The organism is Dietzia sp. UBA5065, assembly GCA_002415925.1.
Taxonomy (GTDB): domain Bacteria; phylum Actinomycetota; class Actinomycetes; order Mycobacteriales; family Mycobacteriaceae; genus Dietzia.
The window spans coordinates 14,260-33,185 of the sequence record DIAZ01000153.1 but is presented as its reverse complement, the minus strand read 5'-3'; the positions used below and the strand labels follow the sequence as shown (position 1 = coordinate 33,185).

Annotated in this window: 20 protein-coding genes and 1 riboswitch; of the genes, 12 read left to right on the top strand and 8 right to left on the bottom strand. The window is 73.1% G+C overall.

The annotated features are described in order from the left end of the window. Window positions 1–99: 99 nt before the first annotated feature. Window positions 100–292, top strand: a riboswitch (FMN riboswitch). 96 nt (window positions 293–388) lie between these two features. After that, window positions 389–1,111, top strand: coding sequence for a nicotinamide riboside transporter PnuC (gene pnuC, locus B4M60_RS12610; protein ID WP_291084506.1), 723 nt, complete (start codon window positions 389–391; stop codon window positions 1,109–1,111). Here the strand turns inward: pnuC and B4M60_RS12605 are convergent. Genes B4M60_RS12605 through B4M60_RS12595 form a run of 3 tightly spaced genes read right to left on the bottom strand, consistent with a single transcriptional unit; the run spans window position 1,089 to window position 3,721 of the window. Beyond that, a complete protein-coding gene (locus tag B4M60_RS12605) occupies window positions 1,089–2,387 on the bottom strand; it encodes an MFS transporter (protein WP_291084503.1) in 1,299 nt (432 codons plus the stop codon). The two genes, pnuC and B4M60_RS12605, sit on opposite strands and share 23 nt — an antisense overlap. Continuing rightward, complete coding sequence (locus B4M60_RS12600) at window positions 2,384–2,995, bottom strand: class I SAM-dependent methyltransferase (RefSeq protein WP_291084500.1); 612 nt, start codon at window positions 2,993–2,995, stop codon at window positions 2,384–2,386. Before B4M60_RS12600 ends, B4M60_RS12605 begins: the two co-directional genes overlap by 4 nt. A gap of 54 nt (window positions 2,996–3,049) precedes the next feature. Beyond that, window positions 3,050–3,721 (bottom strand): PIG-L family deacetylase, encoded by a 672-nt coding sequence (locus B4M60_RS12595; protein ID WP_291084497.1) that lies wholly within the window; start codon window positions 3,719–3,721, stop codon window positions 3,050–3,052. 122 nt (window positions 3,722–3,843) lie between these two features. Between B4M60_RS12595 and B4M60_RS12590 the strand changes: the two genes are divergently transcribed. Continuing rightward, window positions 3,844–4,494 carry a class I SAM-dependent methyltransferase gene (locus B4M60_RS12590; RefSeq protein ID WP_291084495.1) on the top strand — a complete coding sequence of 217 codons (651 nt, stop codon included), beginning with the start codon at window positions 3,844–3,846 and terminating at the stop codon, window positions 4,492–4,494. Here the strand turns inward: B4M60_RS12590 and B4M60_RS12585 are convergent. Both B4M60_RS12585 and B4M60_RS12580 read right to left on the bottom strand, forming a co-directional pair. After that, a complete protein-coding gene (locus B4M60_RS12585; protein ID WP_291084493.1) occupies window positions 4,397–4,981 on the bottom strand; it encodes a hypothetical protein in 585 nt (194 codons plus the stop codon). The two genes, B4M60_RS12590 and B4M60_RS12585, sit on opposite strands and share 98 nt — an antisense overlap. Window positions 4,982–5,050: 69 nt before the next feature. Continuing rightward, window positions 5,051–6,019, bottom strand: coding sequence for a glucosyl-3-phosphoglycerate synthase (locus B4M60_RS12580; RefSeq protein WP_291084491.1), 969 nt, complete (start codon window positions 6,017–6,019; stop codon window positions 5,051–5,053). A 168-nt stretch (window positions 6,020–6,187) separates the two neighbouring features. Here B4M60_RS12580 and B4M60_RS12575 point away from each other — a divergent pair, with 168 nt between their 5' ends. The 7 genes from B4M60_RS12575 to B4M60_RS12545 all read left to right on the top strand — a co-directional run bounded on the left by B4M60_RS12575 (window position 6,188) and on the right by B4M60_RS12545 (window position 14,721). Then, window positions 6,188–7,468 (top strand): acyl-CoA dehydrogenase family protein, encoded by a 1,281-nt coding sequence (locus tag B4M60_RS12575; RefSeq protein ID WP_291084488.1) that lies wholly within the window; start codon window positions 6,188–6,190, stop codon window positions 7,466–7,468. Further along, the gene (locus tag B4M60_RS12570; protein ID WP_291084486.1) at window positions 7,465–8,754 is read left to right on the top strand and encodes a phosphotransferase family protein; all 1,290 of its coding nucleotides are present in this window, start codon (window positions 7,465–7,467) and stop codon (window positions 8,752–8,754) included. Before B4M60_RS12575 ends, B4M60_RS12570 begins: the two co-directional genes overlap by 4 nt. Beyond that, window positions 8,754–9,464 (top strand): histidine phosphatase family protein, encoded by a 711-nt coding sequence (locus tag B4M60_RS12565; protein WP_291084483.1) that lies wholly within the window; start codon window positions 8,754–8,756, stop codon window positions 9,462–9,464. The genes B4M60_RS12570 and B4M60_RS12565 overlap by 1 nt, the downstream gene beginning before the upstream one ends. 80 nt (window positions 9,465–9,544) lie before the next feature. Beyond that, a complete protein-coding gene (locus B4M60_RS12560) occupies window positions 9,545–10,354 on the top strand; it encodes an alpha/beta fold hydrolase (RefSeq protein WP_291084480.1) in 810 nt (269 codons plus the stop codon). 101 nt (window positions 10,355–10,455) lie between these two features. Further along, on the top strand, window positions 10,456–12,582 hold the full coding sequence (locus B4M60_RS12555; protein WP_291084515.1) for an MMPL family transporter: 2,127 nt from the start codon (window positions 10,456–10,458) through the stop codon (window positions 12,580–12,582). Continuing rightward, window positions 12,579–13,274 carry a lipocalin family protein gene (locus B4M60_RS12550; protein WP_291084476.1) on the top strand — a complete coding sequence of 232 codons (696 nt, stop codon included), beginning with the start codon at window positions 12,579–12,581 and terminating at the stop codon, window positions 13,272–13,274. The genes B4M60_RS12555 and B4M60_RS12550 overlap by 4 nt, the downstream gene beginning before the upstream one ends. Window positions 13,275–13,323: 49 nt before the next feature. Next, entirely contained in the window at window positions 13,324–14,721 is a 1,398-nt protein-coding gene (locus B4M60_RS12545) for a TIGR01777 family oxidoreductase (RefSeq protein ID WP_291084473.1), read from the top strand. Window positions 14,722–14,749: 28 nt separating this feature from the next. On the opposite strand, the gene B4M60_RS12540 is transcribed toward B4M60_RS12545, so the two are convergent. From B4M60_RS12540 to B4M60_RS12530, 3 genes are all read right to left on the bottom strand, one after another. Further along, window positions 14,750–15,394, bottom strand: coding sequence for a TetR/AcrR family transcriptional regulator (locus B4M60_RS12540; protein ID WP_291084469.1), 645 nt, complete (start codon window positions 15,392–15,394; stop codon window positions 14,750–14,752). A gap of 125 nt (window positions 15,395–15,519) precedes the next feature. Continuing rightward, entirely contained in the window at window positions 15,520–16,761 is a 1,242-nt protein-coding gene (locus B4M60_RS12535; protein ID WP_291084466.1) for an SPFH domain-containing protein, read from the bottom strand. A 21-nt stretch (window positions 16,762–16,782) separates the two neighbouring features. After that, entirely contained in the window at window positions 16,783–17,217 is a 435-nt protein-coding gene (locus tag B4M60_RS12530) for an NfeD family protein (RefSeq protein ID WP_291084463.1), read from the bottom strand. A 68-nt stretch (window positions 17,218–17,285) separates the two neighbouring features. Here B4M60_RS12530 and B4M60_RS12525 point away from each other — a divergent pair, with 68 nt between their 5' ends. The 3 genes from B4M60_RS12525 to B4M60_RS12515 are packed head-to-tail and all read left to right on the top strand — an operon-like array spanning window position 17,286 to window position 18,926. After that, window positions 17,286–18,176: a cation diffusion facilitator family transporter gene (locus tag B4M60_RS12525; protein ID WP_291084461.1), complete on the top strand. Its 891-nt coding sequence runs from the start codon at window positions 17,286–17,288 to the stop codon at window positions 18,174–18,176. Between the two features lie 21 nt (window positions 18,177–18,197). Beyond that, window positions 18,198–18,611, top strand: coding sequence for an MmcQ/YjbR family DNA-binding protein (locus B4M60_RS12520; RefSeq protein ID WP_291084458.1), 414 nt, complete (start codon window positions 18,198–18,200; stop codon window positions 18,609–18,611). A 9-nt stretch (window positions 18,612–18,620) separates the two neighbouring features. Beyond that, window positions 18,621–18,926 carry a hypothetical protein gene (locus B4M60_RS12515; RefSeq protein WP_291084455.1) on the top strand — a complete coding sequence of 102 codons (306 nt, stop codon included), beginning with the start codon at window positions 18,621–18,623 and terminating at the stop codon, window positions 18,924–18,926.

Genomic DNA, 18,926 nt, shown 5'->3' with positions numbered 1-18,926 from the left:
TCCGCGGCGTGCCTGCGGCGTGCCCGCGGCGTGGTGGCGCTGTACGCGGCTCGGCTCGACCTGGCTTGCGGCGCGGCTTGCGCGGGGGTACAGATTAGGTCACGTTCTCAGGGCGGGGTGGAACTCCCCACCGGCGGTGATGTCACCGGTCCCATGACCGGCGGCGAGCCCGCGAGCGCCCCGCACACGCGGCGGACCGGACACGGCGTCCGGACCATCGCACGCGCGGGGGTCAGCAGACCCGGTGTGATCCCGGGGCCGACGGTCATAGTCCGGATGGAAGAGAACATCGCGTCCTCACGCGGCCGTGGCCGGAATGCCGTGGATCCGTGGGCGTCGTGTCTTACGCCCTGGGCCGTCTGTGTCTGGCCCGCGAAAGGGGCACACGATGAGCCTTCTCGTGCAATTCCTCGACTCGCAGGTGTCGATCGGCGGGGTCCCGATCCTGTGGCGCGAGATCGTCGGCAACGTCTTCGGCCTGGCCGCAGCGATCGGCGGCATGCGCCGCGTGGTGTGGGCCTGGCCGGTGGGGATCGTCGGCAACGCGACGCTGCTCACCGTCTTCCTCGGCGGTGTCTTCCACACCCCGCAGGACGTGGATCTCTACGGCCAGGCCGGCCGTCAGGTCATGTTCCTGGCGGTGGGGTTGTACGGATGGTGGCGCTGGTCGCGGGACAAGCGCGCGAACGCCGCCCTGCCGGGTGAGGCGGGGGCCGAGGCTCCCGCGGTCCACCCGCACTGGGCCACCGGCCGTCAGCGGGCGGGACTGGTGGTCGGCATGGTCACCGGGACCCTGGTGTTCGGCTGGCTCTTCGCCCAGCTCGGCTCGTGGGGCCCGTGGGCGGACGCGTGGATCTTCACCGGCTCGATCCTCGCGACCTACGGCATGGCCCGCGGCTGGACCGAGTTCTGGCTGCTGTGGATCGCGGTCGACATCGTGGGGGTGCCGCTGTTGCTCAAGGCGGGCTACTACCCGTCGGCGGCGTTGTACCTGGTGTACGCGGTGTTCGTCCTGTGGGGCTTCGCGGTGTGGTGGCGGGTCGACCTGGCCGAGCGGGCCCGCGCGTCGGCGCCGCGGGGCGGGGCGGTCAGCCGCCGACCGGTGCCGTGACCTCCACGGGTCGGGCCCGCCGGGGTCGCACCGCGGCCACCACGATCAGCGAGAGCGCCGCGAGCGAGAAGCCGAGGCCCCGGAAGTCGATCCACGCGAACACCAGGCCGGACAGCAGGCCGCCCGCCGCGCCGGACAGCGCCACCGCCACGTCGGCCTGACCCTGCACGGTGGCGCGCACCGCCAGCGGGACCGACGTCGTCAGCACGGTCGTGCCGGCCACCAGCCCCAGGCTCCAGCCCAGCCCCAGCAGGATCAGCGCGACGGTGACCAGCAGCGTCGACTCGGGCGGGGCGACCGCGGCCAGCACGCCGGAGGCCAACAGCACCAGGCCCGCCGACACCGCGACGGCGCGGCTGCCGAACTTGTCCACCAGCAGTCCCGACAGCGGCGCGGGCAGGAACATCGCGGCCACGTGCAGCGAGATCACCAGCCCCACCACGGTCACGGCGTGGTCGTGCGCGCGCATGTGCACGGGCGTCATGGTCATCAGCCCGACCATGACGAACTGGGTCAGCGCCATCACCACCACGCCGGTGATGACGTCGGCGTTCCACACGCGGGCCGGGGCGGCGGGGCCGGTGTCGTCCCCGGGGTGGGATGAGGTCGACGACGACGAGGTCGCCTCGGCGTCGGTGTCCGCGGCCTCCCACCGTCGCGCCTCGAGCAGCGGATCGGGCCGCAGGAGGAGGGAGATGACGAGGGCCGCGCCGCCGTAGGCCGCTGCGGCGAGCAGGAAGGGACCGGCCAGGGGCGCGAGACCCATCGACTCCGCCAACGCGCCCGTGGGCCCGACGAGGTTGGGCCCCGCCACGGCGCCGGCGGTGGTGCCGAGCAGGACGTAGGACAGTGACCGGGCGCGGCTCGCGGGGGTGGCGAGGTCGGCGCCGGCGTAACGGGCCTGCAGGTTGGTGGCGGTGCCGGAGCCGTAGACCACGAACGCGGCGAACAGCAGCGGCAGCGACTCCAGGGACGTGGCCACGACGATCCCGACCGCGCCGAGAGCGCCGAACGCGAAGCCGGCCGCGAGTCCCGGCCGCCGGCCGCGGGCCTGGGACAGTCTGCCCACGAACACCGCGGCGAGGGCGGACCCGCCGGTGAACAGCGCGGACGGCAGTCCGGACAGCCCCGGGCCGCCGAGCAGGTCCTCGGCGAGCAGCGCGCCCACGGTCACGCCGGCCGCCAGCCCGGCGCCGGCGAGCAGCTGCCCCAGGATCAGGACGGTGAGGATGCGCCTCTGGACCCGCTCCCGCTCCAGGAGCCCAGACCCGGTCACCTGCGGACCCAGGACCGGGCGTGCAGGAGCACGTCGACGGCGGTGGCCTTGCCCGCCGGCCGCAGGTCGTGGCGCAGCGAGACCACCTCGAGCCCCTCCGCCCCCCGGGCCAGGTCCGCGATGCCGGGTAGCACGGTCGGGTCCTGCGGCCCGCCGACTCCGCGGCTCAGGTTCTCGGCGGCGTGGCCGAGGTACACCAGGTGCCCGCCGGGGCGCAGCCAGCCGCCCACGTCGCCCAGGACCCGGGCGAGCGTGTCCAGTCGGAGGTGGAGGAATCCGATCACCACGAGGTCGACGGGGTCGGACGGCGCCCAGGTCGTGGCGTCACCGACAACCCACTCGACGCTGCCGCTGCGGCCGTCATCGGAGTCCTTGGCGCGGGCCTGCTCGATCGCGACCTCGGAGAAGTCGACCGCCTGCACCCGCCACCCGTGGGCGGCCAGCCAGCGTGCGTGCCGGCCGTCACCGCAGGCCAGGTCGATGGCCGTCCCGACGGACAGGCCGGCGTCCTCGGCGCTGGTGACCTCCGAGACGATCCGGGCGGCGGGGGTCGTCCCCCACACGTCGGGCTGGGCGAGGTAGCGGGCGTTCCAGTCGGAGGCGTCCACGGGAGGTGGTCCTTTCGGTGCGGTGAGGCGGTGGGGTGCGGCGGGGCGATCCGCTCAGGGGCGGCGGAGCCACCGGAGGTGCTCGGTGTCGCCCTGCAGTTCGAGTCTCCTCCACAGCACGCTGCCGGGCACGGCCTGGCTGGGATGGCACTCCACGGCGTCCCGCTGGGCGGCGCGGTCCACGGCGAGGACCAGGTCGATCTCCGTGGCCGGTCGGCCGAGGAATCCCGCGAAGCCCTCCCCGGACAGCGCCCGGCAGATCTCGTCCGGCAGGGTCCACGCCAGGACGCCGAGGCCGTGGCGTCCGCCCGCGCGGATGGCGGCCTCGGCGGCGGCCACGTGGTCGGGGTGGCCGCTGATCCCGGTGGTGTCGAAGGTGATCACGCCGTCGGGGCGGGTCGCGGAGACCGCGCGCTCGACCTCGCGGTCCAGCACCGACTCCGCCAGCCCGGCGAGCCCGCCGTCCGGCAGGGTGCGCAGGTCCACCCGCCGGGCCCCGAGCGCGTCCGCGGCGGCCCGCAGCTCGTGCTCGCGGATCTCGGACAGGTCGCCCTCCACGCCGTGGAGGGTCGACGCCTCGCCCCGGGTCAGGCACAGGACGTCCACGGCCGCGCCCGCGGCGGCGAAGGTCGAGAGGATGGCGCCCAGGCCGAACGACTCGTCGTCGGGATGGGCGACCACGGCCAGGACCCGGTCCCAGGCGGGGAGGGTGGTGGAGTCGGTCATGTGCGGATCACCCGTTTCTGTCACACGATTCCCGGTGACGCCGGAGGTCGTTGCGTATACCCTCCACGGTATCGGGAATCCCGCCGGGCCGTGGGATACCGGGTCGAGATCCGGGGGTGGGTATGGCCGATCGCAATGACGTCTCGCTGTTCGCGCGCGCGTGGGTGGTGGCGAGTCCGCTGCTCGAGCGCGTCGGGCTGGCCGACTCCCGGCGGCGCCTGGTCGCCGACCTGCACGGCACCGTGGTCGAGGTGGGCGCGGGAAGCGGGGTGACCTTCGAGCACTACCCGCCGGAGGTCACGCGGGTGGTGGCCGTGGAACCCGACCCGCATCTGCGCGCGCACGCGCTCCGCTACGCCGCGGGGGCTCCGGTCCGGGTGGAGGTCGTCGACACCGTGGCCGAGGCGCTTCCGCTGGCGGACGGCGAGGCCGACGCCGTGGTGTTCGGCCTGGTGTTGTGCACCGTGCCCGACGTCGCGGCCGCACTGGCCGAGGCCCGACGGGTCCTGGCGCCCGACGGCGAGCTCCGGCTCCTCGAGCACGTCCGCGCGGACGGAGCGCTCGGCCGGGTGGCGGATCGGATCGCCCCGGTGTGGAGCAGGGTGGGGGGTGGGTGTCGGCCGAACCGGGACACCGCCCGCCGGCTCGACGAGGCCGGGTTCGACGTCTCCGGGCTCAGGACCTCCCCGTTCCCGCCGGTCTTTCCGCTGACGCCGATGCTGACGGGGTCGGCGCGGCCGAGGTCGCCCGGCCGGTCCCCCGGCCCGCAGTGACCGCGCACGACCCGTCCCCGCAGGGGCGGGCCCGCCACCGGTAGACCACCGCGCCGGCGAGCATCACCAGCGAGAGCGCGGCCAGCCACGGCTGCAGAGGCGCCCAGAACCCGAGCGCCCCGGACGTGCCCAGCAGCAGCAGGACGATCTTGTTGCACACCGGACACGCCACCGCGAACCACGCCGTCATGATCCCCGCGGTGACCAGGACGGGCCGGTCGGAGGCCTCCTCGTCGTCGTCGCCGGGGGTGTCGCCCCGGGCCTCCCGCGCCGAGCGGATACCGAACCACGCGGCGGTGAGGAGCACGGTCGCGGCGAGGACGGGATACTCCCACCAGCGCACGGGCACCTCGCGGCCGAAGACCGGGTTGGGCAGGATGTCGGTGGGGATGCCGATGAGCAGGAACGTCCCGAGCGCGGCGAGGGCCGCCCGGGCGGGAGCGAAGGCCGCGGGGCCGGCCGGGGCGACGGTCGGGGGTGTGGTCACGCCACCATGATCCACATACCGGTGGGGTATACGCCACCCGGCCCGTCCCCGACCCTCAGGACCCGACCCTCAGGACCCGGCCCGGGGCCGGGCCCGCACCTGACCCATCGGGGGACGGTCGCCGGTCTCGACGAGCGTGGTGGTGGGCGAGTAGGTACCCGCGCCCGAGCGGGTGAAGGTGGTGAGCCGGTGGTCGGGCTCCGCGGATGTGCTGAGCCGACCCTCTCGGACGAGCCGCTCCCACGCGGTGCGCTGGATCTGGGCCGCCATCCGGGCCAACGCGACGTCGGGGGAGTTGCGATGCCGCCGGGTGCCCAGGTCCACCTGGGCCATCGCGTCGAGGCCGACCAGCTTCCACACGTCCACCAGCAGGGCGAGTTCCACCCCGTAGCCGCGCGCGAACGGGATCCGCTCGAGGACCTCGCGGGTGGCCGCGTACTCGCCGGCCAGCGGCTGGGCGAACCCCGCCAGCTCCGGCCACCAGGCGTCGATGAGCGGCCGGGCCACCAGCTCGGTCACGCGGCCCCCGCCCGAGGGCAACACCGTGGCCCCGTCGGCGAGCGGCCGGTCGTAGCAGCCCTTGACGAAGCCCAGCGAGGGGTCCGTCACCAGGGGCGCGAGCAACCCGAGCGCGAACGACGGGTCGAAGTCGCGCAGGTCGGCGTCGATGAAGGCCACGATGTCGCCCGTGGTCACCGCCAGCGACTTCCACAGCGCCTCGCCCTTGCCCGGGACCGACCCCCACTCCGGCAGGATCTCCGACTGCGCGTACACCCTGGCGCCGGCCTCGCGGGCGACCCGGGCGGTGTCGTCCACCGAGTCGGAGTCGATCACCACGATCTCGTCGAGCAGCGGCACGGCCTCGACCAGGTGCTCGCGCAGGGCGGTGACGATCGCGCCGACCGTGGCCTCCTCGTCGCGGGCGGGCAGCACGACCGACAGGCGACGACCGTTCTTGGCGGCGGTCACCGCGGCGGCATCGAAGTCCCGGGCGGCCAGGCTTCGGTCTCGGAACCACGCCTCGGTCTCCGGCAGCATCGTCCGCGTCTCGCTCTCGCTGGACGGCCCGCGGTACCGCGGGCCGTGGAGGCCGTCTCCGTACCGCCATTGTGGGACACCGGACCCCGCCCGCGCTCACGGCCCCCGGCCCGGCGCGCGGCGGCGGAGTGCGGGGACTGTTCACCCGGGTGTGCCACGATGCATGGCATGGACTTCTCCGCCTCGCCCCGCGCCGCCGAGCTCACCGCGGCCGTCCGTGAGTTCATCGACACGCACATCGCCCCGGTCGAGCCCGAGATCCACGCCGACGTCGCCCGCCGCCGGCTGGCCGGGGAGGACCCGTGGGCCGTCGACCCGAGGGTCACGGAACTGCAGGCCAGGGCGCGCGAGCAGGGGCTGTGGAACCTCTTCCTGCCCGCCGGGCACGAGGGCCCCTACGCCGAGCGCCACGGCACCCGCGGCGGTGCCGGCCTGAGCAACACCGACTACGCGCCGGTCGCCGAGGAGATGGGCCGGTCCTTCCTCGCCCCGCTGGTGTTCAACTGCAACGCCCCCGACACCGGGAACATGGAGGTCCTGCTCAAGTACGGATCGCAGGAGCAGAAGGACCGCTGGTTGGACCCGCTGCTCGACGGGCGGATCCGCAGCGCGTTCCTCATGACCGAGCCCGCCGTGGCCTCCTCGGACGCCTCGACCATGGCCGCGACCGCCCGCGTCGAGGGCGACGAGGTGGTGCTCGACGGCCGCAAGTGGTGGTCCACCGGCGTCGGCCACCCGGACTGCCGGGTCGGGATCTTCATGGGGGTGTCGGACCCGGACGCCCACCGCTACCTGCGGCACTCGATGGTGCTGGTGCCGATGGACGCCCCCGGGGTCCGCGTCGAGCGGATGCTCACCGCGCAGGGGGTGTACGACGAGCCGCTCGGCCACGGCGAGGTCTCCCTCGACGGCGTCCGGGTGCCGGTGTCGAACATCATCGCCGGGCCGGGCCGCGCCGCCGAGATCGCCCAGGGCCGGCTGGGCCCCGGCCGCGTCCACCACTGCATGCGGCTGATCGGCCTGGCGGAGATGGCGCTGGACCTGGCGTGCCGCCGGGCGTCGAGCCGAGTCGCGTTCGGCAAACCCATCGTCAACCTGGGCGGCAACCGCGAGAGGCTGGCGGAGGCCCGCATCGCGATCGACCAGGCCCGCCTGCTGGTGCTGCACGCCGCCTGGACGCTCGACACGGCAGGCGCGGCCGCCGTGGAGGTGAGCGCCATCAAGGCCGCCGTGCCCCGCATGGCGCAGCAGGTCATCGACATGTCCCTCCAGCTCCACGGCGGCGGGGGGATGAGCGACGACTTCCCGCTCGCCGGCGCGTACGCCACCGCGCGCTCGCTGCGGCTGGCCGACGGCCCGGACGAGGTCCACCTCGGCGTGGTCGCCCGCGCCCTGCTCGCGCCGTACCGGGACGCCGCCGCGGGCGCGACCGCGGGGGGCGTGCGATGACCCGCCCCGAGGGCGCCTCGCCGCTCAGCCGCCGGATCCCCGGCGCGAGCGCCGTGCGTGCCGAGGACGCGTTCGACGTCGAGGCGGTGGCCGCCTGGCTGCGCTCCATCACCCCGGCCGACCCGACCGTGCTGGCGGGGACGGACCTGGGCGACGACGACGAGCCGGTCATCCCGGAGGTGAGCCAGTTCTCCGGGGGCGCGTCGAACCTCACCTACGTCCTGCGCTACCCGGGCGTGGACCTGGTGATGCGTCGCCCGCCCGCCGGGACCAAGGCCCGCGGCGCGCACGACATGAAGCGGGAATACCGCGTCCAGGCGGCGCTGCGGGCGGTGTACCCGCTGGTACCGCGGATGGTCGGGCTGTGCGAGGACCACTCGGTCATCGGCTCCGACTTCTACGTCATGGAGCGTGTCGAGGGGGTCATCCTGCGCAAGGAGATCCCCCGCGAGCTCCGGCTGGACAGGGTCACCACCCGCCGGCTGGCGGAGAGCGCCGTCGACGCCCTGGTCGAGCTGCACTCCGTGGACATCTCGGCCGCGGGCCTGGACGACCTCGACCGCGGCGACGGCTACGTCCGCCGCCAGGTCGAGGGCTGGTCCGCCCGCTACCGCCGCGCCCGGACGCCCGACGTACCCGACTTCGTGCCGGTGATGAAGTGGCTGTCCGCCCACCAGCCCGAGGACGTCGGGCACTGCCTGATCCACAACGACTTCCGGTTCGACAACCTGGTCCTGGACCCCGCCGACGTCACCCACGTCATCGGCGTCCTGGACTGGGAGATGGCCACCGTCGGCGACCCGCTGATGGACCTCGGCGGCGCCCTGGCCTACTGGGTCCAGGAGGGCGACGGCCCGGTGTTCACGGCGTTCCGGCGCCAGCCCACCAACGCCCCGGGGATGCTCACCCGGCAGCAGGTGGTCGAGCGCTACGCGGAGAAGTCCGGCCTGGAGATCGACGCCGGGAGCTGGCGCTTCTATGAGGTGTTCGGGCTGTTCCGGCTGGCGGTGATCGCCCAACAGATCAACCACCGCTACTACCACGGGCAGACCACCAACCCGGCGTTCCGCGCCTTCCGGCCCGCCGTGTCCTTCCTCGAGCAACGCTGCCTCCGGATCATCCGCACCGGGGAAGGCCGCCTGTCGCCCACGCGGATCGGTCCGGGCGACGTGATCCCGGAGCTGCGCGGGATCCCGCGGGTCGTCCTGCCGCTCCTCGCCGGCGGGGTGCACGATGCGCGCAACAGGATCGTCGAGCTCCTGGACGGGATCGGGGGCCGGTCCTGATGGGGGCCATCCACCTCGTCCGCCACGGCCAGGCGTCGTTCGGCACCGGTGACTACGACCGGCTCTCGGAGACGGGCCACCTCCAGGCCCGCCTCACCGGGCGGGACATGGCGGCCCGGGGGCTCAGGCCCGACGTGGTGATCCACGGCGGCCTGCGGCGTCAGCGCGAGACCGCCGAGGGACTCCTCGACGGCCTGCGGGAGGGCGCCGGCTGGGACTGCCCAGTCGAGCTCGACGACCGCTGGGCCGAGTACGACGCCGACGAGGTGCTCGCCGCCGCCCGCGAGGCCGGCCTGGGACACGACCACGGCACCCTCGACACCGCCGGGTCCTCCGACGAGGCCAAGCAGGCCTTCCAGCGCCAACTCGACGCCGCGCTCGGCCACTGGGCCGGGCTCGCGGCCTTCGAGGACTACTCTGCCGCGACGAGGTCGGCCGTCGAGGACGCGGCGGCGCGGTCCGGGTCGGGCAGGACGACCGTCGTGGTCAGTTCGGCGGGGACCATCTCGTTGGCGGTCGCCGGGCTGCTGGCCGACCCGGAGGGCGTGGTGGGGCTGTGGGCGCGGCTCCAGCGCGTGACCGTCAACACCGGGGTCGCCCGCGTGGTGGTGGGCAGGGGCGGGATGACCTGCATCGCCGTCAACGAGCACCAGCACCTCGAACGGGCCGCGGGGCCGGATGGCCCGAGGGCGCTGATCACCCTGAGGTGACCTCGGGGGCCGCCGTCCGACCGTATCGTACGACCGTAGAGGCCGGACCCGCGGCCGTGAGCCATCCCAGGAGCGCCCCGATGCCCACCTTCCAGCGCGGCCACACCACGATCGCCTACACCGACACCGGCGCGCCCGCGGGGCGGGAGGACGCCCCGGTGGTGTTCTTCGCCCACGGACTGCTGTTCTCCGGCTGGATGTTCCAGCACCAGATCGCGCACCTGAAGGACCGGTACCGGTGCGTGACGATCGACTTCCGAGGCCAGGGCGACTCGCCCCGCGCAATGGGCGGCTACGACATGGACACCCTCACTGTCGACGTGTCCGAACTCCTGCGTCACCTGCGGATCCCGGTGGTCAACTTCGTCGGCCTGTCCATGGGCGGCTTCGTGGGCATCCGACTGGCGGCCCGCAACCCGGAGGTCGTGCACTCGCTCACCCTGCTCGACACCGCGGCGACCGCGGAGGAGCCGGCCAACCGCAGCAAGTACAAGAAGCTCTCCAAGGTGTACCGGGTGGCGGGGATCAAACCGCTGCGGTCCAGGGTCGCGCCGATCATGTTGGCCGACCGCAACATCACCGCCCCGTGGGTCGAGCAGTGGATGACGATGCTCGAGCGGGTCGACCGGACGGGGATGGTCAAGGCCATCGAGTCCGTCGCCGATCGCGATCCGTGTGAGGACGAGGCCATCCGGATCATCGCGCCGACCCTGGTCGTGGTGGGGGCGGAGGACGCGGCGACGCCACCGGAGAAGTCCCGCCGACTGGTCGACCTGATCGCCACGACCAGCTACCACGAGATCCCGGGGGCGGGACATTCGCCCACGATGGAACGTCCAGACGAGGTCAACGCCATCCTCGAGGCGTTCCTCTCCGAATACAACGCGTGAAGACAGGGAACACGATGAGAGCGGAGCGCTCCGCAGTGGAGACGACCGGGACGGACCGAGGGTGGGTGGGAGTCCTCACGGGCAGGCTCACCGCATGGTTGATGCTGCTGGTCGTGGTGGTGGCCACGGGCGCGGTGTTCGCGTTCGCCTCGTCGGAGGGATCCTCCGAGGCGCCGCAGACGCTGCCGGACGACTCCGAGGCGGCCCTCGTCTCGCAGATCCAGCAGGACTTCCCCGACGCCGGGTCGGTCCCCGCGGTCCTGGTGATCTCCCGGGACGACGGGGGAGAGCTGGGCCCGCAGGGCCTCGCCGCCGCGGTCGGTGCGGGTGAGCGCATGGCCGAGGTCGTGGGCGCCCCGTCGCAGGGACCCATCCCGTCCGAGGACGGGGCCGCCGCACTGATGCTGGTCCCCGTCGACGCGCAGGTCCTCTCCAACGAGGAGGGCCGCGACCTGGTCAAGGAGATGCGGGCGGCCATCGCCGAGGGACTCGATCCCGGCGTGAAGGCCGAGCTCACCGGCGGCCCGGCGTTCGCCGCCGACACCGCCGCCGCCTTCGAGGGCGCGGACTTCCGGCTCCTCGCCGCGACCGCGCTGGTCGTGGCCGTGCTGCTCATCATCACCTACCGGTCCCCGGTCCTGTGGCTCGTGCCGCTCATCGTGGTCGGCGTGGCGGACCGGGTCGCCGCCCTGCTCGTCTCGCTGGTCGGCGAGGCCATCGGCGTGACCGTCGACGCCTCGACCTCGGGCATCGTCTCCGTCCTGGTCTTTGGTGCCGGCACCAACTACGCGCTGCTCCTCGTGTCGAGATACCGGGAGGAACTCCGCAAGACCGCCGACCGCCGCACCGCCCTGCGCGACGCCTACCGGGGTGCCGTCCCCGCGATCCTGGCGAGCAACATCACCGTGGTCCTGGCGCTGCTCACGCTCCTGCTGGCGACCCTCCCCAACTACCGCTCGCTCGGCCTCTCCGCGGCCGTGGGCCTGCTCATCGCCCTGGCCTACGCGCTCGTGGCGCTGCCCGCCGCGCTCGCGGTGTGTGGACGTGGACTGTTCTGGCCGTTCATCCCCCGCCCGGGCGACCGGGCCGGCACGCGAGAAGGGCGACGCTCGGCGAAGGGCGCCGTCGGCACGCCGGAGGGGTTCCGTGACGAGGTCCCGCCCGGGACCTGGGGTCGTATCGCCGCCGGCGTGGTCAAGCGGCCCGTCAGGGTGCTCGTCTCGTGCGTCCTGCTGCTGGTGATCCTGTCCTTCGGCCTGGTCGGCACGCGCGTCGGACTGAGCCAGACCGAGCAGTTTCGCACCGTCTCGGAGGCTGCGGACGGCCTCTCCACCGCAGCCGAGCACTTCCCGGCCGGGGTCACGGACCCGGTCACCGTCCTCACCCGGACGGGGACCGAGGGGGCCGTCCTCGGGGCGGTCCAGGGTGTCGAGGGCGTCGTCTCCGCACGACCCGCGGGCGAGTCCGGCACCGGATGGACCCGCGTCAGCGTGACCCTCGACGCCGCGCCCGCCACGGATCGCTCGGAGGAGAGCATCGTGGCACTGCGGGAGACCGTCCGCACGATCCCCGGGTCCGAGGCGATCGTGGGCGGGTCGGTGGCCGAGGCCGTCGACACCTCCGACGGCAACATCCGCGACCTCACGTTGATCGCGCCGCTCATCCTTCTCGTGGTCTTCCTCGTCCTGGTGCTGGTGCTGCGGTCCCTCATCGCTCCGCTGCTCGTGATGGGCGCGACGGTCCTGTCCTCACTCGCCGCGCTGGGACTGGGGACCTTCGTCACCACCCAGATCCTCGGCTTCCCCGGTCTGGACGTGTCGGTCCCGCTGTTCAGCTTCCTGTTCCTGGTGGCCCTCGGCGTGGACTACTCGATCTTCCTCACCATCCGCGCCCGTGAGGAGGCCGCCACGCACGAGACCCGCGAGGCCATGGTCCGGGCCGTCGCCCTGACCGGTGGGGTGATCACGTCCGCCGGCATCGTGCTGGCGTCGGTGTTCGTGGTGCTCGGCGTGCTTCCGCTCATCGTGCTCACCCAGGTCGGCGTGATCGTCGCCCTCGGCGTGCTGCTCGACACCTTCATCGTGCGGACCCTCGTGGTCCCCGCGCTCTTCACCATCACCGGGGACAGGGTGTGGTGGCCGGGAGACCCCCGCCGCCGCGCCGCGAGCCCCACCGAGTCCACCCCCGATCCCGGCACCACCGACACCACCCAGGAGATCCACGCATGACCACCACACGCCGTTCGCGATTCCGCTCGCTCGTCACCGCCCTCGCCGTCGCCCCGCTGCTCGCGGCCGGGCTGGGCGCCGCGCCCACGGCCGGGGCCCAGGACCTCACCGACGGCGGCCGTCTCGGCGGCGGCTCCTCGCAGCTGCTGCCCGACGGCGTCGCCCTGGGATCGCTCGGCGGGCCGGAGTTGAGCCAGGTCCGCTACGTCGACCCCGACCGATACGTGGGGAAGTGGTTCCAGGTCGCGGCCATCCCTCAGCCCTACACCCTGCAGTGCACCAACGACACCACGGCCGAGTACGCGCGGACGGCGCCCGACACGATCTCGGTGCGCAACACCTGCGGCTCCGCCATCAGCTCGGACTCGGTGATCGAGGGCCAGGCGACCATCCGGAACACGGACACCAACGCCTCGCTGCGCGTGAACTTCCCCCAGGTCCCGTTCCAGGACGAGAACGGGCCGGTCAACTACCGGATCACGTACCTGGCGGACGACTACTCCCTGGCGATCGTCGGTGACCCGACCCGGTCCTCCGGATTCGTCCTCAGCCGGACGCCCGCCCTCGGCGCCGGACAGTGGTCCACCGTGCGCCAGGTCATCGAGGATCGCGGCTGGTGGCCCTGCGCCTTCCTCACCGTGCCGATGGCCGGGGGTCGCGGCGACGCGACTCCCCTCTGCCTGCTGCCCTGAGCCGCGAACCCCGACGGACCCTGACGAACCCTGACCCCGGGAGCGACCGATGAGCATCGACCTGACCTGCTCGATCCCGGCCGGAGCGGCCGAGGCGTGGGACTACCTCGCCGCCCCGGGGGCGTTCGTCCGGATCTCCCCGCCGTTCATGCCGCTGCGGCCGGTCCGCCAGGCGGACTCGCTGCGCGACGGGACGGCGGTCCTGGAGCCGCGGACCGCGCTCCCCGGCCCCCTGGGGGTGCGGTTCGGTCCGCGCTGGACCGCGCAGCACGATCCGAGCGGGTACGTCGAGGGGGAGCGGTTCGTGGACCGCTGCGTCTCCGAGCCCTACGCGGGCCTCACCGGGTGGGTACACCACCACACCGTCACGGCGGCTCCGGACGGGACCGCCCTGCTGGGCGACCGCGTCACCGCCAGGGTTCCGGGGCGGATGCTCGCCCCGGTCTTCGCGTACCGCTACCGGACCATGGCGATGGACCTCGACCGCATCCGCCGGTTCTCCGGGCAACCGGGCGACGGGGAAGGCCGGCGCACCCTGACCGTCGCCGTCACCGGGGCCTCCGGGCTGGTCGGGACCGCCCTGACCGCGCTGCTCGGGGTCGCCGGCCACCGCGTCCTCCGGCTTGTCCGCGGCACGCCCCGTGGCCCGGACGAGCGACGGTGGGACCCCTCCGGCCCGGCCCCGGACCTCCTGGACGGCGTCGACGTCCTGGTCCATCTGGCCGGCGCCTCCATCGCCGGCCGGTTCACCGACGCGCACCTGGCCACGGTCCGGGACAGCCGCATCGGGCCCACCCGTCGTCTCGCCGAGCTCGTCGCCGCGCGCGACGGCGCGACGGCCATGGTGTCCGCCTCGGCGATCGGCTACTACGGCGCCGACCGCGGCGACGAGATCCTGACCGAGGATGCGGCCGCGGGCTCCGGTCCCCTGGCCGAGATCGTGGCCGGGTGGGAGGCCGACTGCGACCCCGCGCGCCGCTCCCGGGCCCGGGTGGTCACCGTACGGACGGGCATCGTCCTGTCCGCTGCGGGAGGGATGCTGCCGCCGCTGGCCGCCATCACCCGCACCGGCCTGGGGGGCCGCCTGGGCTCCGGTCGCCAGTGGATGTCCTGGATCTCCCTCGACGACCTCACGGATGTCTACCTCCGCGCCGTCGTGGACCCCACCCTCACCGGGTACGTCAACGCCGTCGCCCCGGAGCCGGTGACCAACCGCGACTTCACGCGCGCGCTGGGTGCGGTGCTGCACCGGCCCACGCTGATCCCGGTCCCCGGCGTCGCGCCCGCCCTCGTCCTGGGCACGCGCGGTTCCGATGAACTCGCCATGGCCGACCAGAGGGTCGATCCCGGAGCCCTCCGCGACCTCGGCCACCCGTTCCGGTACCCGGGGATCCGGGCCGCCCTCGCGCACGAGCTCGGCGCGGAGACGCTGCCCACGGCGCTCTGAGGCGCGATCCGGGCCGCCGGCGGGGTTGTCAACGCTGCAGGATCATCGGAACCAGGACCTGCCGGGCGAGCGCCCGGATCTCCTCCTCCGACTCCACGACCGGCGGGCCGTCCGGCATCACGACGATCGAGTGGAGGAACCGCCCCACCACGCCGGCGACCGCTCGCGAGAGCGACTCCGTCTCCTCGGCGTCCATCGGTCGGGTGTGGACGTCGGCGTTCCACGTGTTGCGGATGAACTCCGCGACGATCTCCGTGATCCCACCCAGGACCGAGTCGGATTCGCCGGCGAGCACCGCCATGGCCTCGACCCGGTCCACCTCGACGAGCCTGCGGAGGAGTTCGCTCTCGCGGATGTCGAAGATCGTTCCGACCAGCAGGTCCTCGACGTGTCGGACCGGGTCCCAGTCGAGGGATTCGAACGGGGTGTACCGCCAGTTGACCAGCATCATCAGCCGCTGCGCCTCGTGGGCGTAGATCTCTCGGATGATCTGACCTCGGGGACCCAGGCGGCGGTAGAGGGTCACCCGGGTCACACCGGCGGCCTTCGCGATGTCGTCGGTGCTCGTTCCCTTGATCCCGCGCTCGGCGAAGACCGAGGCAGCCGCCTCGATCAGGCGGATGTCCTCGGCATCGGGTGCCCAGGCACCGCCGCGGCCACTGATGCGAGTCACCCCGCCATTCTACGTCCAGGCCCCGGGCGGCGGGGTCCGGCCCCGGCGGCATCCGGGGCCGGGTGGGGTCACCGCATGTGGTGGCTCTGTTCGGTTTCCGGATCCACCCCCCGGGGCTGCCCGGCCTACGGCGCCTGGGGACCCCCGATCGCGGGAGCGTCGCCCGCCGGGAGTCCCTGGGGGTGCGACGGGGAGTCCGGGGCGATGCCACCCTCGGACTCCGGAACCATGTCGAACACGTCGGGCTTGGGCTTGGGCAGGCCCCGGTCTTCCCCGGAGACCGTCGACGACGCACCGTGCGCGGCGGCCTCCGCGGCGGCCACGGACCGGGCGATCTCCGGGTCGGTGGAGGTGTCGAACCAGTGCTCGGGGGCGGACGGCAGCTCGGCGTCGCCGTCGGTGGCGGACGGTTCGTAGCGGAACACCCCGTCGTCGTCCTTCTTGGCGACGGCCTTGGCGAACGTCTCGAGGGAATCGCCGAACTGGGACGGGATCATCCACATGGTGGCCGCGTCGCCCTTGGCCATCTCCGGCAGGTTCTGGACGTACTGGTAGGCCAGCATCTCCGGGGTCGGCTTGGAGGCCTTCACGGCGGCGTTGACGCGGGCGATCGCGGCCGCCTGCCCCTCGGCGACGAGGTAGCGCGCGGCCCGCTCGCCCTGTGCGCGGAGCATGCGGGACTGGCGCTCGGCCTCGGCGTTGAGGATGGATGCCTGCTTGTTGCCCTCGGCGTCGAGGATCGCCGCCTGCTTGGCGCCCTGCGCGGTGGTGATGGCCGCCTCCCGCTGGCCCTCCGCGGTGAGGATGATCGCGCGCTTCTCGCGGTCCGCCTTCATCTGCTTCTCCATCGACTCCTGGATGGAGGGGGGCGGGTCGATCGAGCGGAGCTCGACGCGGGCGACCCGGAGGCCCCACCGGCCGGTCTCGGAGTCCAGAACCCCCCGCAGCTGCTTGTTGATCATGTCGCGGCTGGTGAGCGTCTGCTCGAGCGTCAGTCCGCCCACGACGTTGCGCAGCGTGGTGGTGGCCAGCTGCTCGACGGCGACGATGTAGTTGTTGATCTCGTACACGGCCGACTTCGGGTCGGTGACCTGGAAGTACACCACCGTGTCGATGCTCAGCGTGAGGTTGTCCTCGGTGATCATCGACTGCGGCGGGAAGGTCACCACCCGCTCACGCAGGTCGACCTTGGCGCGCACGCGGTCGATGAACGGGATGATCAGCGCGAGCTGCCCGCTCACCGTGCGTTGATAGCGGCCGAGCCGCTCGATGACCGCGGCCTCCGCCTGTGGGATGAGCTTGACGGAGCTCACCACCACCGAGGCGATCAGGACGATGATGACGGCGAGGAAGATCAAGCCACCCATGGTTCTCCTCCGATTGTGTGTCTAGAAGCCACGCACGACGACCGCCGTGGCCCCGTCGATCTCGTGCACCAGGACCTTCTCGCCGGCCTCGAAACTCTCGCCCTCGATCAGTGCCCTGGCCGTCCACGTGTCGCCCGCGATCCGGACGAGCCCGCCGGACTGCCCTACCGCCTCGACCACCGTTCCGCCCCGCCCGGTGAGCGCGGCGGTGTTGGTGTCGTGCTCGGGCAGCGCGGACAGGAGGCGGCGACGGACGAGGGGCCGGACCCCCGCGACCAGGACGATGGCGACGAGGGCGAACGCCAGGGCCTGGCCCCAGACCGGGGCACCCAGGAACGCGGCGGCCGAGCCGCCGAGGGCCCCGCCGGCGAGCATCAGCATGAACAGCTCGCCGCCCGCCGCCTCACCGGCGGCGAGCAGTACAGCCGCTCCCAGCCAGAAAAGACCCACATGCATGCCGTCGACTCTACCGACTGTGGGCGCCGGGTAGGGGCGAGACGCCCGGCCGACTACGCTCTCACGACGTGTCGACTCTGAAGAAGTTCGCGTGGTTGTCCGTGGCCACCGCGATCGTCACCATCGCGCTCAAGGTGATCGCCTGGTGGGTGACCGGATCGGTGGGACTGCTCTCCGACGCGGCCGAGTCCGTGGTCAACCTCGTGGCGGCGGTCATCGCGCTGGGCGCCGTCACCGTCTCGGAGCGCCCGGCCGACGACGACCACCAGTACGGGCACTCCAAGGCCGAGTACTTCTCCGCCGGGGTCGAGGGCGCGATGATCTTCGTCGCCGCCGCGTTCATCCTGGTCGTCAGCGTGGAGCGGCTGATCAACCCGGTCCCGCTCGAGTCGCTGGGCGTGGGCCTGCTGATCTCGCTCGTCGCCGCGGCGATCAACGGCGCGGTGGGGGTGGCGCTCGTCCGCGCCGGTGACCGGCACCGGTCGCCGACCCTGAAGGCCGACGGCAAGCACCTCATCACCGACGTCGTCACCTCGGTCGGCGTGGCGGTCGGTCTGGGGCTGGCGTGGATCACCGGCTGGAACGTGCTCGACCCGATCGTGGCCATCGGGGTGGGCCTGAACATCCTGTTCGTCGGCTACAGGCTGGTCCACGAGTCGGGGATGGGGCTGATGGACGCGACGCTGCCGGAGGGGGACAACCGGCTGATCGAGGAGGTGCTCGAGCGTCACCGCGAGCCGGGGCGTGTGGACTTCCACGAGCTGCGGACCCGGGAGTCGGGCAAGTGGCGGTTCGTGGAGTTCCACGCCCTCGTGCCGGGGGAGTGGAGCGTGGACCGCGGCCACGACCTGGTGGAGAAGGTCGAACAGGAGATCCACGCGGCCCTGCCCCACTCCCACATCACCTCCCACCTCGAGCCGATCGAGGACGAGCGCGCCTACAACGACGTCCACCTGTGAGCGGGACGTAACCTGGCGATCGTGGCCCACCCGATCATGTTCGACGCCGCCGATCCGCTGCTCGCCCGCCTGCGCGCGACCTGCCTCGCGCTGCCGGACGCGGCGGAGAAGGTCTCCCACGGCCGCCCCAACTGGTTCACGACCAGGGTGTTCGCGGTCTACGGCGGGTCGGTCAGGGGCGAGCACTCCCACCCGCTGCTGGCGCGGGCCCTGCTGTTCCTGCCAGACCCGGGGGAGCGGGCGGCACTGGAGCGGGACGTGCGGTTCCACGTCCCGGCCTACCACGGACCGGCCGGATGGCTGGCGCTGCCGTTGGACGCCGGGACCGTGGACTGGGACGAGGTGACCGAATTGGTCGAGTCCTCGTACCGGCAGACCGCCGGGGTCCGCCGGGTCGCCCGTCTGGAGGATCACCGGGGGCGACCGCGCGGCTAGGCTGGCCGCATGCCCCCACGTGGTCCCGCCCGACGCCCGCCCGCGCGGACGGGGTCGTCCGGGGGGATGGACCTGGGGACCCGCGCCCTGGTGCTCGGGGTCGGCGCACTCGCGGTGTCCTGGGTGCCGCTGATCAACATCGTCGCGTTCATCGCGGCCCTCATGGCGGTGGCCTTCGGGCTGCTCGCCCGCTGGCCCACCGGGTGGTTGACCAACGAGGAGCCCAACGCCCGCAGGGGCCTGTGGGCGGTGGTCCTGGGCGCGTCGGCCCTGGTCGTCTTTGTGGTGACCGCGGTGCGCTACTCCGCGCTCTGA

Excerpts from the sequence above, each read along its gene's own strand:
- B4M60_RS12595 (WP_291084497.1), bottom strand. The coding sequence starts at position 3,721 with ATGACCGACTCCACCACCCTCCCCGCCTGGGACCGGGTCCTGGCCGTG.
- B4M60_RS12590 (WP_291084495.1), top strand. The coding sequence starts at position 3,844 with ATGGCCGATCGCAATGACGTCTCGCTGTTCGCGCGCGCGTGGGTGGTG.
- B4M60_RS12560 (WP_291084480.1), top strand. The coding sequence starts at position 9,545 with ATGCCCACCTTCCAGCGCGGCCACACCACGATCGCCTACACCGACACC.
- B4M60_RS12575 (WP_291084488.1), top strand. The coding sequence starts at position 6,188 with ATGGACTTCTCCGCCTCGCCCCGCGCCGCCGAGCTCACCGCGGCCGTC.
- B4M60_RS12570 (WP_291084486.1), top strand. The coding sequence starts at position 7,465 with ATGACCCGCCCCGAGGGCGCCTCGCCGCTCAGCCGCCGGATCCCCGGC.
- B4M60_RS12515 (WP_291084455.1), top strand. The coding sequence starts at position 18,621 with ATGCCCCCACGTGGTCCCGCCCGACGCCCGCCCGCGCGGACGGGGTCG.
- B4M60_RS12530 (WP_291084463.1), bottom strand. The coding sequence starts at position 17,217 with ATGCATGTGGGTCTTTTCTGGCTGGGAGCGGCTGTACTGCTCGCCGCC.
- B4M60_RS12565 (WP_291084483.1), top strand. The coding sequence starts at position 8,754 with ATGGGGGCCATCCACCTCGTCCGCCACGGCCAGGCGTCGTTCGGCACC.
- B4M60_RS12535 (WP_291084466.1), bottom strand. The coding sequence starts at position 16,761 with ATGGGTGGCTTGATCTTCCTCGCCGTCATCATCGTCCTGATCGCCTCG.
- B4M60_RS12555 (WP_291084515.1), top strand. The coding sequence starts at position 10,456 with ATGCTGCTGGTCGTGGTGGTGGCCACGGGCGCGGTGTTCGCGTTCGCC.
- pnuC (WP_291084506.1), top strand. The coding sequence starts at position 389 with ATGAGCCTTCTCGTGCAATTCCTCGACTCGCAGGTGTCGATCGGCGGG.
- B4M60_RS12545 (WP_291084473.1), top strand. The coding sequence starts at position 13,324 with ATGAGCATCGACCTGACCTGCTCGATCCCGGCCGGAGCGGCCGAGGCG.
- B4M60_RS12550 (WP_291084476.1), top strand. The coding sequence starts at position 12,579 with ATGACCACCACACGCCGTTCGCGATTCCGCTCGCTCGTCACCGCCCTC.
- B4M60_RS12580 (WP_291084491.1), bottom strand. The coding sequence starts at position 6,019 with ATGCTGCCGGAGACCGAGGCGTGGTTCCGAGACCGAAGCCTGGCCGCC.